Raw genomic sequence first — 16,362 nt, forward strand, 5'->3', positions numbered from 1 at the left:
GTTTGCCACGGTGTGGCCATGCGCCTGCTGCTCGCCTTCCTCCTCGCCTCGCTCGCTCTTTCCGCCGCCGATCAACGTCCGCCGAATGTCGTGCTCATCCTCGTCGATGATCTGGGCTACGCCGACCTCGGCTGCTTTGGCGCAGACAAAATCAAAACGCCAAACATGGACCGCATGGCGGCGGAAGGCACGAAGTTCACCAGCTTCTACGTGGCCCAGGCCGTGTGCAGCGCCTCGCGTGCCGCGCTCATGACCGGCTGCTACGCCAACCGCGTCGGCATGCAGGGAGCTTTGAACCACACCAGCAAAGAGGGCATCCATCCTGACGAATGGCTGCTGCCGGAAATGTGCAAGGCACGCGGCTATGCCACCGCCGCCTTCGGCAAATGGCACCTCGGCACCGATCTGCTCTTCAATCCTCTCAACAACGGCTTCGATGAATTCCTCGGCATTCCCTACTCCAACGACAACAGCAAGTACCATCCCTCCCTGGCAAAGGAAATGCCGCCCCTGCCCTTTTACGACGGCCTCAAAGTCTCCGAAACCGACCCCGACCAGAGCCAGTTCACCCGACGCTTCACCGAAGGCGCGACCAGCTTCATCGAGCGGCACAAGGATCAGCCCTTCTTCCTCTACGTCCCCCATGTGATGCCCCACGTGCCCATATTCGCCTCGGATGCCTTTCGCGGTAAGTCCCGTGCAGGACTCTACGGCGACGTGGTGCAGGAAATCGACTGGTCCGTGGGCCAGATCCTCGACACGATCAAGCGCTGCGGCATCGACCAAAACACCCTGGTCATACTCTTCTCCGACAACGGCCCCTTCCTCAGCTACGGCAACCACGCTGGCAGCGCCAAGCCCCTGCGCGAAGGCAAGCTGACCACTTTCGACGGCGGCGTGCGCAGCCCCTTCATCGTACGCTGGCCCGGCCGTGTGCCCGCAGCACAGGTGAATGACGAGCCGGTGATGGAAATCGACCTCCTCCCCACCATCGCCACACTCATCGGCGGAAAACTCTCCGAACGCAAAATCGATGGCAAAGACATCCTTCCTCTCCTCGAAGGAAAACCCGATGCCAAATCCCCCCACGAGGCGCTCATCTTTTACGGCGGCGATGAGCTCCAGGCCGTCCGCAGCGGCCCGTGGAAGCTCCACTTTCCCCATCCTTACATCACCGTGGACGGCGAACCCGGCCGCGATGGCAAGCCGGCACGCTTTGGCCAGATGAAGCCCAAGTCCATCACCCAGAGCGGCATCGCAGGCATCGCCTCACGCCATGGCTACCGCGTGGAAAACATCGACCTCTCCCTCTTCAACCTCAACGACGATCCCGGCGAGGCCCGCGATGTCTCCAAAGAGCACCCTGAAATCGTCGCACGCCTTCAAAAGCTCGCAGAACCCGCCCGCACAGAGCTGGGCGATGCCCTCCAGCAGATCAAAGGCACCGAAAACCGTCCTCTCGGCATGGCCCCATAAAACAACGTCCCCGCACTCGCCTCACCGCTGCGTCGCCCGTTCCTTCGCAATCGCATCACGAATGTGCTCCATGCGGTTCGCCGGGTTGGGATGTGAACTCATAAAATCCGACCGGTTCGCGCCCCCGCTGACCTGCGCGAGAATTTCCATCACGCCGATGAGCGCCTCCGGGTTGTAGCCCGCCTGCATCATGAACTTCACGCCGAGGGCGTCAGACTCCGACTCATCATCGCGGCTGAACTTCATCACCCGCCACTGCGCCACCATGTTGGCAATCTGCATGCCCGAGTTGTTGTGCCCGTCGGAAAGCAGCACTCCCAGGCCTTGGGCCAGACCGCTCCAGAGCTTCGAGTTTGCCATCTGCTCATTGGAATGGCGCCCCACCACATGCCCCATCTCGTGGCCCAGCACACCTGCCAGCTGGTCTTCAGACTTCAGGCGGCGAAACAGCGCCTCCGTGATGAAAATCTGGCCACCCGGCAGGGCAAAGGCGTTCACCGTCTGCGTGTCAGACAGCAGATGAAACTTGAACTGGTAGGGTGTCTGCCGCGCCGCTGTGGAGGCGATCAGCCGCGCCCCCACCCGCTCCACCATCGCCCGCGCGTTGCCATCGCGCGAGAGGCCGCCGCTCTCCCGGATCATCTGCGGCGCAGATTGCAGCCCCAGCGCGATCTCCTCCTGCGGTGTCGCCATTGCGAGTGTCTGCTTCCGCCCGGTGAACTCGTTCTGATAGGTCGTGGTGCCCAGCCAGTTGTAAATGAGTGATCCGGCAATGATCAGCAGCCCCAGGATGATGCGCGGGTTGATCCCCGCACCTCGGCGATCATCGCCAAAAACAGAAAGGCGGTTCGGAGATAGGAGCCTGCTTAGCGTGGAGATCATGGAATGCCTTATACTTCATGGAAAAATCTTGAGCTAGCAGGTATTTTGCGGCATTGCGGATGATGTCGTTGTTTCAGGAGCATCATCAGACCGTCGATTGGGGGCGCAAAGGATCGCAGGCGGTTGTGACACTGGCGTGTCTGTTCGTTGTCCTCACCGGCATGAAGATCGCGGCCAATGTCCTGGTCCCCATCGTTTACGCCTTCTTCCTGGCCGTCCTCAGCTACCCCATGGTGCGCTGGCTGCGGCGCCACAGGGTTCCCGCAGGTCTGGCCCTGGGAATCACGATGCTGATGAACCTCAGCGTGCTCGCAGGCCTGGTCACTGTCGGCATACGCTTGCTCATCAGCTTCTGGCGGGATCTGCCGAACTATCTCCGTGGCCTGGAAAAGTACTCGAACGATCTTGGAGCCTGGCTTGAGCTCAGGGGCGTTGCAGATGCCAAGACCACGCTGGGCGGCATTTTCGACTGGAACAACCTCATCAGCTGGGCGGCAAGGCAAAACATGATGGGCATGCTGAGCACCACCTTTGGCACCCTGGCCACCTTCCTCGCCAGCCTCATCATGGTCATCATTGTCATGATGTTCATCCTCATGGAGGCCCATGGCACCCAGAGCCGCCTGCATGCCGTCAGCCTCTCCGGCGGCCCCGATCTCAGCGGCCTCATGCGCAGCGCGGACGACATCCAGAAATACCTCGGCGTCAAAACCCTCATCAGCGCCCTCACCGGCCTCCTCGCAGGCTTCTGGTGCTGGTTCTTTGACCTCCACTACCCGCTTCTCTGGGCCCTGCTCGCATTCCTGTTCAATTTCATTCCGGCCGTGGGCAGCACCGCCGCCTGCGTGCCCGCCATTGTGGAGGCCCTGGTGCAGCACGGTCCCGGCACCGCCGTCTTTGTCGGCATCGGCTACGGCGGCATCAATTTCTTCCTCGATAACTTTGTGCAGCCCACCATGCTCGGCAATCGCTTCGGCATCTCCCCGCTCGTCGTTATCCTCTCCGTCATCTTCTGGGGCTGGCTCTGGGGCCCCCTCGGCATGTTCCTCGCCGTCCCCCTCACCATGGTTCTCAAGGTCCTCCTCGACAACAACGCCGAGTTCCAGTGGATCTCCGTTGCCATGGCCAAGAAAAAAATCCGCCACGGCGAAGTCGAAGTCGCAGGCTACGACCTCCACCTCACCGATGACGAAACCATCGGCAGCGGTGCCACCACCGAATTCCCCGGACGCGAGAAGTAACACCGGTCAAATCGAGCTGCCTTCTCATGCTCAGCCCAAGGTAGGGAGGCTTGTCCCCAAGCCTCCGCCGAATGTTTCAATGCGTGCTTTCCAAGGGTAGCACTTGCCATATGCCCGGCTCGCGGCCTGAAGGGCCGCTGAACTCAGCCCTGGGTATCAGCCCCAACACCCCGGTGAGCAAACCCAGCGCCCCCTTTCCACTCCGCGTTCTCCTGCAGCGGCTCCCCGCCGCTCCGCTAGCCCTTCCCCGCGCACTTCACGCCCCTTCACACCTGTGCCAAATCGTCCTTCCCGCTGTGCCAGCCATGCACACTAAACACTTCGCTTAGCCACATCAAATCGCGCTGCATCCCAGGCAAATCAGGCGTAGCAGCCCATGCCAGCCCTGTGGCATGCTTCCAGCAAGAAAGACAGAGAAACAACCATTCTCCCACCAACCATGTCTCCCGAAAAATTCACCGTTAAGCTCCAGGAAGCCTTCAATGCCTCTCAGTCCGTCGCCACCCGCCACGGCCATCAGGAACTGAAGCCTTCCCACCTCCTCCTCGCCCTGCTCGAGCAGGAGGGCGGCATCGCCGTTCCCCTCTTCGAAAAAGCCGCCGTCAATCCGGCCGCCGCCCAGTCTCTGAAATCAAACGTCGAGGCCCTCCTCGCCCGCCAGCCCAAAGTCAGCGGCGGCACCAGCGGTCTGCATCTTTCCAATGAGATGCGCGAGCTCATGACGAAGGCCGAGGACGAGCAGAAAAAGCTCAAGGACGAATACCTCAGCGTCGAGCACATCATCCTGGCGCTGTTCAAGACGAAGACCGAGCTCTCCGACCTCCTCAAGCAGTCCGGCCTCACCTACGACACCGTTTCCAAAGCCCTCACCACCGTGCGCGGCAGCCAGCGCGTCGTGGACCAGGATCCCGAAGGCAAATACCAGACCCTCGAAAAATACGGCACCGACCTCACCGCCCGCGCCAAGCAGGGCAAGATCGACCCCGTCATCGGCCGCGATGAGGAAATCCGCCGCGTCATGCAAGTCCTCAGCCGCCGCACCAAAAACAACCCCGTGCTCATCGGCGAGCCCGGCGTGGGCAAGACCGCCATCGCCGAAGGCCTCGCCCGCCGCATCGTCGCTGGCGACGTGCCCGATTCCCTCAAAGGCAAGCGCCTCATCAGCATGGACCTCGGCGGCATGATGGCCGGGGCCAAGTTCCGTGGCGAGTTCGAGGAACGCCTCAAGGCCTTCCTCAAAGAAGTCACCTCCAGCGAAGGCGAGATCATCCTCTTCATCGATGAGCTCCACACCATCGTCGGCGCCGGCAAAGCCGAAGGCGCCATGGACGCCGGCAATCTCCTCAAGCCCCAGCTTGCTCGTGGCGAACTCCGCTGCGTCGGTGCCACCACGCTCGACGAATACCGCAAATACATCGAAAAAGACCCCGCTCTCGAACGCCGCTTCCAGCCCGTCAAAGTCGGAGAACCCAGTGTCGAAGACACCATCGCCATCCTTCGCGGTTTGAAGGAACGCTACGAGGTCCATCACGGCGTGCGCATTCAAGATGGCGCCATCATCGCTGCCGCCACGCTGAGCAATCGCTACATCACCGACCGCTTCCTGCCGGACAAGGCCATCGACCTCGTCGATGAAGCCGCCAGCCGCATCAAGATCGAGCTCGACTCCATGCCCACCGAGATCGACGTCATCGAGCGCCAGATCATGCAGGGAGAGATGGAACGCCAGGCCCTGAAAAAAGAAAAAGACGCCGCCTCCAAGGCCCGTCTCGAAAAACTCGACAAGGAGATCGCCGATCTCAAAGAAAGCTCCGCCGCCCTCAAAGCCCAGTGGCTCAAGGAAAAGGAAACCGTCGATGCAGGCCGCAAGGTGAAGGAGGAGATCGACCGCCTCCGCACCGAACTCGAACAGGCCCAGCGCCGTGGCGACTTCGGCCGCGCCGGTGAGATCCAGTATGGTCTCATCCCCGATCTCGAAAAGAAACTCAGCGCCGCCCCCGTCGAAGCCTCCCAGCCTCGCTCCGCTCATTCGCTGCTGCGCGAGGAAGTCACCGAGGAGGACATCGCCCGCGTCGTCGCCAACTGGACCGGCATCCCCGTCTCACGCCTGCAGGAAGGCGAGCGCTCCAAGCTCGTCAAAATGGAGGAACGCCTCAGCCAGCGCGTCATCGGCCAGAAGGACGCCATCGCCGCCGTCAGCAATGCCGTGCGCCGTGCCCGTGCCGGCATCCAGGATGAAAACCGCCCCATCGGCAGCTTCCTCTTCCTCGGCCCCACCGGCGTCGGCAAGACCGAGCTCTGCAAAGCCCTCGCCGAATTCCTCTTCGACGACGAAACCGCCATGACCCGCATCGACATGAGCGAATACATGGAGAAGCACAGCGTCAGCCGCCTCATCGGCGCGCCTCCCGGCTACGTCGGCTATGAAGAAGGCGGCCAGCTCAGCGAAACCGTGCGCCGCCGCCCCTACAGCGTCGTGCTCTTCGACGAAGTCGAAAAAGCCCACCCCGATGTCTTCAATGTCCTCCTGCAGGTCCTCGACGACGGCCGCATCACCGACGGCCAGGGCCGCACGGTCGATTTCAAAAACACGGTCCTCATCATGACCAGCAACATCGGCAGCAACGCCATCCAGGACGTCAGCAATCCTGAGCAGCGCGATGCCCTCGTGCGCGACAGTTTGAAGCAGTTTTTCCGCCCCGAGTTCCTCAACCGCATTGATGAAATCGTCATCTTCGACCGCCTCGACGCCGCTCAGCTCGACAGCATCGTCAAGATCCAGCTCCAGCGCGTCATTGACCGCCTCGCCAAGCAGAACATCCACCTCACCGTCACCGACGACACCACCCGCTACCTCGCCGACGCCGGCTTCGACCCCGTCTTCGGCGCCCGCCCACTCAAACGCGCCATCCAGAAGCACCTCCTCGACCCGCTCTCACTGGCGGTCCTCGAAGGCGGCTTCAAAGAAGGCGACCACATCACCGCCGAGATGAAGAAGGGGAAGGTGGAGTTTGTGAAAGCTTAAAGCAGCAGACACGCTCTGCAGCAGCACCCAAAATGATTCCGACCAAATATGCCAGCAAGTCCGGGGCGTTGAAGGTCGAGCCAAGAACAAGCCGTCCTGGCAGGCTGCTGCGGAGCTGGTCGAGCCAGGGCGCATGATACAATTGCGAAAACTCAATGCCCCATGAGAAGGCAAAGGAGATCAATGTTATCCGCCACGTAGACGCATGGCGAAAGCATAGACCAACCGCCAGAAAGACAGACAGCGCCCACAACGCATCACCACCGTATTTCGATAGAAAAGAAGAGAGTGGCAGATAACAGGATCTCCAAAGCAGACCAGCACCCAAAACCAGCGCGAGCGCCCCAGATTGTAAAAGCCGATGACGATGCACAGCTTCTATGATGAGCTCTTCTTCCGCACCCTCTTCGGCTTCTCCGGCGCCAGCGTCATCTGTGGCGTCACTTTGATGCCCATGCGCTTGTAGTAGTCCAGCATTTTCTCCGTGGCCACCTGGCTAGCTTCGAGGCCGATGCGCACCATCTCCGACATTTTCATCGGCGGAACTTCCTGGACTTTGTTGGAAGCAAGCATGGTCTGGAGTTGTTCGAGGTTGTGAGTGCTGCTGTCCGCAATCTGACGATGCGGAGGCGAGGCATTGTCCCACAGCACCCACTCATCGGCAAGCGGCAGATAATCCTGCACGAAATGCCTGCGACTCCTCTCAAACCGCCGACGCACATCGTCCTCAGGCACATGATGCCCGCCCAGCTTCACCCGCAGCGCCACGCGTCCAACCGCCTGATCGCCGGAACCGATCATGATGTAATGCAACAGGAAGCGATAGCCCTGCGCCTTCGCCTCCCGGATCATGGCCACATAAGTCTTGCCGCTCAGCGTGGACTCAATCGCAAAGCTCGCCTTCGCCGCAATCAAGCCTCGCGCTTCCTCAATCAGCAGCCTCCCCGCCTTGAAAGCCGTGAGGCTCGGATCCAGCGGCGAAAGCCCCCGCGCAATCTCATCCGCATTAAGAAAGCGCATGATGCCAAGACGCGGCAGCAGCTCACGGGCAAGCGTGGTTTTGCCTGCCCCGTTGCAGCCACCAAGAATGCACAATGTCGGTGTCATGCCTCTTGCGTTTTATCTTCCACAAAATCACCCGGACACAACCGCTTCACTCCCTTTGTCAGCGGATGCTGGTCCTTGCGTCCATGCACATACAGCGCCGTCCACTCCGCCAGCCGACGCCCCAGAATCCGACACGCCTCCTGCGTCTCCTCCTCACGCGGTTCCTTCGAGGCCACCGCCCCGTAATGCAGTGTCATCTTCCGGCCCGAGTAGTCCGTTACGCCAAAGACCAGGAACCCAAAGTTCATCAGCACCGTGAGAATCGACTGACACGCCATCTCCATGCCCCCGCCCCAGCCTCCCGCGCTGCTAAAAGCACACGCGATCTTCCCATCCACCTCCAGCCACTTGTCCGCCATCGTCTCGTCCCAGAAGCGCTTCATCTTCCACGACAAAATCCCCATGTTCGTCGGACTCCCCACCGCCAGCCCGTCGCACCACACCACATCCTCCGCCGTCGCCTCATCCACATGCCGCACCCTCACCTCCGTCTCCGGCACTTGCAGCGCTCCTTCCGCCACCAGCGCGGCCATCTTCGCCACATTGCCGCTGCGGGAATCATAGAGGACAAGGATCTGGTTCATGGCGGAAGATCAGAAAAAGGGCGCGCTGCACACACACGCAGATGTTCCATGATACACTCCCGACGGCCAGGATAAAAATGATCGCCAAAACTGAAAAGGCCATTGGCCAGCCATAGCAGTCCCCAGCCAACTAGAGGAATGATGACCGTCCAGACCGTCAGCAAAGAAAACAAAAGGATGGCACCACACCAGAAAGCCATGAATCCCTGGACAAAGCGGTTGTGTGACATGCATCCGACAATCCGGCTCCCTCCCTCGGCGGCTTCAACCCTTCCGCGAAACAGCGGCTCAAAATTATCACGCATGTTCGCGCATTTCCAGCGGACACGGATGGTGTTTCCTATGACGCTGCCATGCGCCCAGCCCTCACCCGAAGAAAACGACTCGCCGAATGATTCGTGGATTCGAAGCAACAGGTCCCCGGGCGGGATACCGGACAAAATGACTGTCTCAGGCCCGTCCTCAAAAAACTGACGCACCTTCGGAGGCAGCAACCGCCAAAGACTTTGCATGAATCCCATGATGCTCTCACGCTAGATCCCTCTTTTCCTGAAGCAACCCTCCACTTCCCACGTTTGCTGCAAATCCATGAAGCCCTTCCTCATCCTCACCCTGCTCTTCCTCGGCGCCATCGCCCAAGCCGCAGACAAGCCCAACATCATCTTCATCCTCGCCGATGACATGGGCTACGGCGACGCCGGTTGCTTCGGTCAAAAAACACTCACCACGCCTCATCTCGACAAGATGGCCGCTGAGGGCATGAAGTTCACCCGCATGTACGCCGGCTGCACCGTCTGCGCCCCCTCGCGCTGCGTGCTCATGACCGGCCTGCACACCGGCCACTGCCGCGTGCGTGGCAACGGCGTCGGCTCCATTCCCGATGGCGACCTCACTCTTCCCAAGGTACTCAAATCCGCCGGCTACCACACCGCCTGCATCGGCAAATACGGCCTCGGCAAACCCATCCCCCTCGACGACCCGCAGCGCAAAGGCTTCGATGAATTCTTCGGCTACGTCGGCACCAGCCACGCGCATAACTTCTACACCAAGGCTCTCGTCCGAAACGGTAAGATCGTGGACCTTCCCAACACCGTCATCCCCGGCTCCGCCAAGGACGCCAAAGACTACTCCGACAGCGATCTCGTCGGCACAGGAGTCGCCCCTCTCGATGGCCGCAAGGCCTGGGTCCCCCAGCTCCTCGCCGACGACGTCCAGCGCTACCTCGGCGAGCGCGCCAAAGAAAAAGCTCCTTTCTTCCTCTACTACGCCTTCAACATCCCCCACGCCAACAACGAAGCCGGCAAGACCTCCCCTCTCGGCCACGGCATGGAATCCCCCGGCTACGGCGAATTCAAAGACAAAGACTGGCCCGACGCCGAGAAAGGCTTCGCCCAGTTCATGCGCTTCCTCGACAATGACGTGGGCAAAATCCTCGCCCGCCTCAAAGATCTCGGCCTCGCCGAAAACACGCTGGTGATGTTCTCCAGCGACAACGGCCCTCATCAGGAAGGCGGCCATCAAAGCGACTTCTTCAACAGCAACGGCGACTTCAAGGGCATCAAGCGCGACATGACCGACGGCGGCATCCGCGAGCCCTTCATCGCCTGGTGGCCCGGCAAGATCAAAGCAGGCACCACCAGCGAACACGTCTGCGGCTTTCAGGATATCCTCCCCACCCTGGCGGACATCAGCCTCACCAAACTCAGCAGCGATCCCCAGCTCGACGGCCTCTCGTTCGCCCCCACTCTCCTCGGCAAACCAGGCCAGCAGCAGCACTCGCATCTCTACTGGGCCTTCGATGAACAGGGCGGCAAGATCGCCGTGCTCAAATGGCCCTGGAAACTCATCCACCTCAACACCGGCGCCGCCCCCAAAAGCCCAAAAGCCAAAGGCAAGCCCAAACCCCTCGAAAAACTCCTCTACAATCTCGAAACCGACATCGGCGAAGAAAACAACCTCGCCGCAGAGAAACCCGAGATCGTCGCCGAGCTGGAAAAACTCATTCAGTCCTCATGGCGCGCGCCGTAAGGCCGCTCACTGGGCCGTTTTTCCAGGGATCTCGTTCATGACTTTTTCAGGTCCCACATAGGTGCTCCCTTCGTAGCTGTCTGAAATCACCTTTCCTTCGCGATCGGTCAGGACGAGCCGAGGGATGCCCTGAGTGGAGTATTTTTTGATCTCCTTGATGCGGTCAAGACTGCGGAAGGCAATGGCAGGCCAGGGCATGGCATCGCCCTTGATGTACTCCACCATGGACTGCTCATCGTGGTCGGCAGAGACAAAGATGATTTCAAAATTCTTCTTCCTGGTCTCCTGAGCATTGTAAAACTCGACGAGTTTCGGCGTGAAAGCCCGGCAGGGCGGGCACCAGTGTGCAGAAAAATAGAAGGCGTAATACTTCGGCTCCTCGGCCATTTCGTAACGTCCCACTCGCTTGCCGGTGAGTGCCACGAGCTTGCCCTTGAGCATGTCCTTGAAGATCGAGGGCTTTGCAGCGGCCTCCTGGGGCGCGGCCAGGCCGGTGGAGATGGCGTTGAATGACAACGTGACGATCAGCAGCACGAGCAATGAGGTTTTCATGGTGAGGCAGATTGAAACCAGCCCCGCCCTCATTCACAAGACATTTGTTTCCCCGCCCGCTGCCGCAGTGCCCCGCCCACCATCCCAAATCCTCCCGCCACAAACAGCAGCGGAAACCAGATGGAATACAGCGCCGCACGCGACCCATGCTGCAGCACCGCCTCGTCCGGCTTGGCAGGATTCACCCAGCACGTCTGTGCCGACCCCGCCGGGTACATCTGCTGCTTCTGCACCGCGTCATCAAAATGCAGCGTCGGCGCCGCCTCCACCTGGCGGATGCGGGTGCTGTGATGTTTGACCCCGCCCACCTCGTACTCATACCGCACCTCCACCCGGTGCGCCGGGTCGGAATGCGGTGTCGGCCGCTCGCTCACCACCCGCGATGACAGAATGCGGCATGAAACCTGCGACCACTGCCGCGTGATCTGCGCCTTCTCATACGACAGCCACATCCTCCACGCAAAGAACGATCCTGCCACGATGAGGAACAGGCCCATCATGCACAGCCACAGGCGGCCTGAGTGAGATGCAAATTGATTCTGCGACATGGCTTAGGGGAAGCAGGCTTTGACTACGCTTCACGCATGTTCCATACAGAGATGTATCCATCTCGCAAATTTCCTCATGTCTGAACCTTCACCCATCTCGATACGTCCCCCACGCTGGCTGCTGAAGCCCGCCGTGGATGGCGCTGCAGAGCTGGCGGCAGACATGGGCCTGTCTCCGCTCATGGCGCAGCTTCTCGTGCAGCGCGGGCTCACCAGCGTGGAGCTCGCGCGCGATTTCCTCGTGCCAAAACTCGCCTCCCTCGGAGATCCCACCGTGCTCCCGGAAATGAAAATGGCTGTGGAGCGCATCCTGCGTGCCGTCGATGAGCGGCAAAGCGTCGTCCTCTACGGCGACTACGACGTGGATGGCGTCACTTCGATGGCGCTGATGCACCTGATCCTGAAAGCCTACGGGCTCGACACACACCTTTTTCTGCCCACCCGCATGGAGGAAGGCTACGGCCTCAGCCTCGATGGCATCGCCAAATGTTACGAGCAGTTTGGCAAGCCCGCCCTGTTCATTGCACTCGACTGCGGCACCACCTCGCTCAATGAGGTGGCCAAACTACGCGCCGACGGCGTGGACTGCGTCATCATCGACCACCACGAACTCTCGCCCAAGGGCCGCCCCGACTGCCTCGCGCTGGTCAATCCCAAGCTCGGCAAAGACTACCACTACTTCTGCACCGCCGGGCTGGTCTTCAAAGTCTCCCACGCCCTCCTCAAGGCGCGCATGCTCCCCAACTACGACCTCAAGGAGACGCTCGATCTCGTCGCCCTCGGCACCGTGGCGGATCTCGTGCCGCTCATCGATGAAAACCGCCTGCTTGTGCGCCGCGGCCTGGAGGCCCTGGCACAGACCCCACGCCATGGCTTGAGGGCCCTCAAGCAGATCGCTGGCGTGGACGGCCTGGTGCAGACGCATCACGTCGGCTTCCGCCTCGGCCCCCGCCTCAATGCCGCAGGCCGCCTCGACACCGCCGCCACGGCCCTTCAGCTCCTGCTTGCCACCGACTCAGACGAAGGCTCCGCGCTCGCCGAGCTTCTCGAAGCCCACAACAAAGACCGTCAAAACGTCGAGCAGCAGGTTCATCTCGAGGCCGAGGCCATGCTCGCAGACATCGGCGAGATCGACAAAGTTTCCGCCATCGTGCTGGCCTCGCGCAAATGGCACCCCGGTGTCATCGGCATCGTCGCCTCCCGCATCTCACGCCTCTGCCATCGTCCCACCATCCTGGTGTCCATCGACGAAAACGGCATCGGCAAAGGCAGCGGCCGCAGCATCCCCGGCTTCTCCCTCGTCGAGGCCATCGACATCTGCCGCGACCACCTCCTCGGCGGCGGCGGCCACGCCATGGCCGCAGGCATTTCCGTCCATGAGGAAAAGATCGACTCCTTCCGCTCCGCCTTTCAGGAGGCGGCACGCGAGGCCCTCAGCAAGGACGCCATGACCGCCGTGCTGGAGCTCGATGCCGAGGTGAAGCTGCGCGATCTCTCGCTCAGCTTTTTTGACAGCTACAAGCTACTCGAGCCCTTTGGCCAGAAAAACCCCGAGCCTCTCTTTCTCTGCCGCAATGTGCGCCCCAAGCTCCCAGGCCGCACCATGAAGGAAAAGCATCTGCGCATCATCCTCACCCAGGATGGCGCCTCCATGGAGGCGCGCTGGTTCAATGCCCCCATCGGCAGACTGCCCCCCCCCCCTTGGGACGTCGCCATGCGCATCCAGCGTGGCTGGTTCCGTGGCACCGAGCAGTGGCAGCTCACCCTTGAAGCCGTGCGCACCGCTGAATCCGTTCAGCGTGGGTGAAAGCGGTAGTGCCCGGTGATCGGAAACTCAAACAGCCGGTTCTCATGCTTCGGCCCCCGCCCGATGTTGTGCACGATCCACGGCGTGTCACTCCCATCCGGCGCAGGTACCACAATGGCGATGTGCGGCAGATTCTGCGGCACCGTGCAGGTGATAAGATCTCCGGGCAGATAATCCTCCGCCCGCTGCGTCACCGGCAGCGCCGCCCCACGCCGTTTGAAAAATGTCTGCAGATTCGGCACCCGCCGGTGGTCGATGTTCCTGTCCGTGCTGCGCAGCCCCCAGATTTTCGGGTATGCCGCAAACCCCCGCTTCATGTCCTCGTGCACCAGCTTTTGCAGGTCGATCCCCAGCGCCCGGTAGCTGCGGATCACCTCATCCGTGCATACCCCGGTGTCCGCAGGCACATCGCCGTTCGGATAATCCAGCACCACATAGGCGGGATCATAGCGCACCGTATGCCGCACCCTCTCCAGCGCCGCCTGCACCAGCCTCTCGGCAAAGGGCGTCTCTGCCGTCTGCGCCACTGAGGCGGCTGCCCACACAAAAAACAGCAGCGGACGCAGGCACAAGTCACTCATGCGGCACTTCGACACCTGCGATGAAAGTTCGTTGAACTTCCAGCCTCCGGTTCAGCACCAGCACATCCGCCTGTTTGCCCTTCTCCAGGCTGCCGCATTTTTTGGCCATCCCCGTGCGCTCCGCCGGCGTCAGGCTCGCCATCCGCACCGTATCGGGCAGCGTGGCAGAGGTGCTCTTCTTCATGTGCCTCACCATATGGTCCAGCCCCATCACCGAGCTCGCCAGCCCCTGCCCCGGCACAAAACCCACCCGCCCGTCGCTCTCAAAAAACGCACCATCATCATCCGGGCCAAATCGGTACCGCCCCGGCGGCATGCCCATCGCGCGGTTGCAGTCCGTCACCAGGCACAGCCTCTGCGCGCCCTTCATGCGAAAGGCGAAGTCCAGCAGCTCCGGTGCCAGGTGCAGGCCGTCCGCGATCACCTCCGTGCTCATCTCCGCGTTCGCCAGCACATACTGCTCCATGCTCGCCTGCATCGGCGTGCCAAAGCGCGTGCGCAGGGAGGCCACCGAGCTCATCGCACACCAAAAGTGGTCCACATGCCGCATCCCCGCCTTGAAGGCCCTCTCCATCTCAGCCCAGTTCGCATTCGAATGCCCGCAGGTGATCAGGCAGCGCTGCTTGCGCGCCATCCGGTAAAAGCCCTCCGCCCCGGGCAGTTCCGCCGCACACGTCGCTATCCGCACCAGATCATCGCTGAACCACCGCGCATATTCCTCCGCATCCGGTGCCCGCCGCCCCTCACGTGAATGGCAGCCCACCTTGTCCGGCGCAAAATACGGCCCGTACAGATGCACCCCGCCGATGCGCGAGCCATGCACAGGCACCCAGCTTCGCCGCGCCTCACGGCACGCCATCAGCATGGCCATGATCTGTACCGGCGCACCCGTCGTCGTCGTGGGAAAAATTGTCGTCGTCCCATGCCGCGCATGCACTTTCAGCGCGGTACGCACCGCCCCCACCGTGCCGTCCATGAAATCCGCCCCCGCACCACCATGCACATGGATGTCGATGAACCCCGGGCTGATGTATCCGCCCTTCGCATCCACCACCACCGCATTCTTCGGCGCTGCGACACGCGCACCCACCGCCTTGAGCTTTCCGCCCTCGCAAAGCACCGCCCCCCTGGCCACCAGCCTGTCAGGCAGGATCAGCGTGCCATTTTGGATCAGCAGTGCAGGAGCCGGCGGCGTTCTCATAGGAGCGTGAGCGGATTGACGCGTGTCTTCAGCGGAAAGGCCACCCGCTGCCCGTTCAGGCGGTGGGACTCAAAGATGGCGCTGATCATCTCTATCGTCTCCCGCCCCTGCGCAGCATCACAAAGCGGCGCACGCTTCTCCTGGATCGCCGCTATCAGGTCCAGCCCCGCCACCTCATGGCTGGAGAGCTTTTTCCCCAGATCCGCAATCGGCTCCGGCTGGTTCATCCCTCCTGTCGTGATCGGCACCCACTTCCTCGGCTCCTTGGCTGCCGGGTCAAACGGACTCCCCGCGCACAGGTGCGCCACAGGCTCTTTGTCGATGCGGAAATCAATGATCCCCTTCGTGCCGATGATCTGCAGGCCAAATCCCGCCTCCTTCGTCCCCGCGCTCTGCACCGAGTCAAAGAAGAGCGGCATGCCGCCCGCCAGCTCAAACCTCGCATGCACCTCATTCCCCGCCAGCGCGCCGATGCCTTCGTCCCCATCCTTCACATCCGCCTTGGTCACTGGCTTCCCGCCCTGCAGCACCGTGGCGCTGCAGGCCTGGGGCGCTCCGCCAAAAAACGTGGCCAGATTAAAGATGTGCGAGCCCAGCACCCAGAGATCCAGCGAGCCACCCCGCGTGTCCTCCTTGCCCCGCCCGCGCATCTCCAGCACCCGGCCGATCACCCCCTCCTGAATCAGCTTTGCCACCACAGGCAGCACCGGATGGTAACGGTTGCGGTGCGCGATGGCGATCTTCGTTCCCGCCTTGTCCGCTGCGGCAATCACCTCGTCCGCTTCCTCCAGGCTGCGGCAAAACGGCTTCTCAATGTAGATGCCCTTGGCCCCTGACTGGATCGCCGCCATCAGCATGTCACGGTGCTGGTCGATGTGCCTCGGCCCGATGGCCACGAGTTCCGGCCGGGTCTCCGAAAGCATCTTCTTGTAGTCCGCATACCCCTTGCCCACCCCCAGCTTCTTCAGCTCGGCGTTCAGCCCCTTTTCGTCCGCATCCGCCACGGCGGCGATTTCGACACTGGGAATCTTCAGCCACAGGGTGTCAAGACCGTGCCCATAGCTGCCACGCCCCGTGTGCCCGATGACGCCCACACGGAGCTTGGCTTCGGCGGCGGTCAGGCCGGAAGTGACGAAAACGGCAGGCAGGGAGGCGAGAAGTCGGCGGCGGTTCATGCGGGATCATGAACGTCAGCAGCAGGCCCAAACACGCAACTACATCTGCTTTGCGGCATTCCGCAGCCGTTGGCGCACCACACTTTGCCATTCCACACACACCTTTTTGAGTTTGTTTGTGCCAATTTATGTCTATTCATCCCCACGCATCCGTC

Annotated in this window: 15 protein-coding genes; 5 read left to right on the forward strand and 10 right to left on the reverse strand. The window is 61.5% G+C overall.

Annotated elements, in window-relative coordinates; all coding sequences use genetic code 11:
• The first annotated feature begins 18 nt into the window (after nt 1-18).
• The gene (locus tag ACZ5WW_RS10095) at nt 19-1,476 is read left to right on the forward strand and encodes a sulfatase family protein (protein ID WP_377164578.1); all 1,458 of its coding nucleotides are present in this window, start codon (nt 19-21) and stop codon (nt 1,474-1,476) included.
• A 21-nt stretch (nt 1,477-1,497) separates the two neighbouring features.
• Here the strand turns inward: ACZ5WW_RS10095 and ACZ5WW_RS10100 are convergent, their stop codons facing one another.
• On the reverse strand, nt 1,498-2,358 hold the full coding sequence (locus ACZ5WW_RS10100; RefSeq protein ID WP_377164576.1) for a M48 family metalloprotease: 861 nt from the start codon (nt 2,356-2,358) through the stop codon (nt 1,498-1,500).
• A gap of 62 nt (nt 2,359-2,420) precedes the next feature.
• On the opposite strand from ACZ5WW_RS10100, the gene ACZ5WW_RS10105 reads away from it, so the two are divergent.
• Nucleotides 2,421-3,599 (forward strand): AI-2E family transporter, encoded by a 1,179-nt coding sequence (locus tag ACZ5WW_RS10105; RefSeq protein ID WP_464694253.1) that lies wholly within the window; start codon nt 2,421-2,423, stop codon nt 3,597-3,599.
• Nucleotides 3,600-4,038: 439 nt separating this feature from the next.
• Nucleotides 4,039-6,624, forward strand: a complete 2,586-nt coding sequence (gene clpB, locus ACZ5WW_RS10110) for an ATP-dependent chaperone ClpB (protein WP_377164572.1) — start codon at nt 4,039-4,041, stop codon at nt 6,622-6,624.
• Here clpB and ACZ5WW_RS10115 read toward each other — a convergent pair.
• Genes ACZ5WW_RS10115 through ACZ5WW_RS10130 form a run of 4 tightly spaced genes read right to left on the reverse strand, consistent with a single transcriptional unit; the run spans nt 6,578 to nt 8,836 of the window.
• Entirely contained in the window at nt 6,578-6,997 is a 420-nt protein-coding gene (locus ACZ5WW_RS10115) for a ribosomal maturation YjgA family protein (protein ID WP_377164570.1), read from the reverse strand. The two genes, clpB and ACZ5WW_RS10115, sit on opposite strands and share 47 nt — an antisense overlap.
• Nucleotides 6,998-7,002: 5 nt before the next feature.
• Nucleotides 7,003-7,731: an AAA family ATPase gene (locus tag ACZ5WW_RS10120; RefSeq protein ID WP_377164568.1), complete on the reverse strand. Its 729-nt coding sequence runs from the start codon at nt 7,729-7,731 to the stop codon at nt 7,003-7,005.
• The gene (locus ACZ5WW_RS10125; RefSeq protein WP_377164566.1) at nt 7,728-8,315 is read right to left on the reverse strand and encodes a flavodoxin family protein; all 588 of its coding nucleotides are present in this window, start codon (nt 8,313-8,315) and stop codon (nt 7,728-7,730) included. Before ACZ5WW_RS10125 ends, ACZ5WW_RS10120 begins: the two co-directional genes overlap by 4 nt.
• On the reverse strand, nt 8,312-8,836 hold the full coding sequence (locus ACZ5WW_RS10130) for a hypothetical protein (protein ID WP_377164564.1): 525 nt from the start codon (nt 8,834-8,836) through the stop codon (nt 8,312-8,314). The genes ACZ5WW_RS10125 and ACZ5WW_RS10130 overlap by 4 nt, the downstream gene beginning before the upstream one ends.
• Nucleotides 8,837-8,903: 67 nt before the next feature.
• On the opposite strand from ACZ5WW_RS10130, the gene ACZ5WW_RS10135 reads away from it, so the two are divergent.
• Complete coding sequence (locus tag ACZ5WW_RS10135; RefSeq protein WP_377164562.1) at nt 8,904-10,343, forward strand: arylsulfatase; 1,440 nt, start codon at nt 8,904-8,906, stop codon at nt 10,341-10,343.
• A 6-nt stretch (nt 10,344-10,349) separates the two neighbouring features.
• On the opposite strand, the gene ACZ5WW_RS10140 is transcribed toward ACZ5WW_RS10135, so the two are convergent.
• Together ACZ5WW_RS10140 and ACZ5WW_RS10145 are read right to left on the reverse strand one after the other, a co-directional pair.
• The gene (locus tag ACZ5WW_RS10140) at nt 10,350-10,895 is read right to left on the reverse strand and encodes a thioredoxin-like domain-containing protein (protein ID WP_377164560.1); all 546 of its coding nucleotides are present in this window, start codon (nt 10,893-10,895) and stop codon (nt 10,350-10,352) included.
• Nucleotides 10,896-10,924: 29 nt separating this feature from the next.
• Nucleotides 10,925-11,443, reverse strand: a complete 519-nt coding sequence (locus ACZ5WW_RS10145; RefSeq protein WP_377164558.1) for a DUF3592 domain-containing protein — start codon at nt 11,441-11,443, stop codon at nt 10,925-10,927.
• A gap of 76 nt (nt 11,444-11,519) precedes the next feature.
• Between ACZ5WW_RS10145 and recJ the strand changes: the two genes are divergently transcribed.
• Nucleotides 11,520-13,250 (forward strand): single-stranded-DNA-specific exonuclease RecJ, encoded by a 1,731-nt coding sequence (gene recJ / locus ACZ5WW_RS10150; RefSeq protein ID WP_377164556.1) that lies wholly within the window; start codon nt 11,520-11,522, stop codon nt 13,248-13,250.
• Here recJ and ACZ5WW_RS10155 read toward each other — a convergent pair.
• The 3 genes from ACZ5WW_RS10155 to ACZ5WW_RS10165 are packed head-to-tail and all read right to left on the reverse strand — an operon-like array spanning nt 13,238 to nt 16,207.
• Nucleotides 13,238-13,831, reverse strand: coding sequence for a DUF1287 domain-containing protein (locus ACZ5WW_RS10155; RefSeq protein WP_377164554.1), 594 nt, complete (start codon nt 13,829-13,831; stop codon nt 13,238-13,240). The genes recJ and ACZ5WW_RS10155 overlap by 13 nt on opposite strands.
• Complete coding sequence (locus ACZ5WW_RS10160; RefSeq protein ID WP_377164552.1) at nt 13,824-15,032, reverse strand: N-acetylglucosamine-6-phosphate deacetylase; 1,209 nt, start codon at nt 15,030-15,032, stop codon at nt 13,824-13,826. Before ACZ5WW_RS10160 ends, ACZ5WW_RS10155 begins: the two co-directional genes overlap by 8 nt.
• Nucleotides 15,029-16,207: a Gfo/Idh/MocA family protein gene (locus tag ACZ5WW_RS10165; RefSeq protein ID WP_377164550.1), complete on the reverse strand. Its 1,179-nt coding sequence runs from the start codon at nt 16,205-16,207 to the stop codon at nt 15,029-15,031. Before ACZ5WW_RS10165 ends, ACZ5WW_RS10160 begins: the two co-directional genes overlap by 4 nt.
• Nucleotides 16,208-16,362: the final 155 nt, after the last annotated feature.

Source organism: Prosthecobacter fluviatilis (assembly GCF_055388355.1).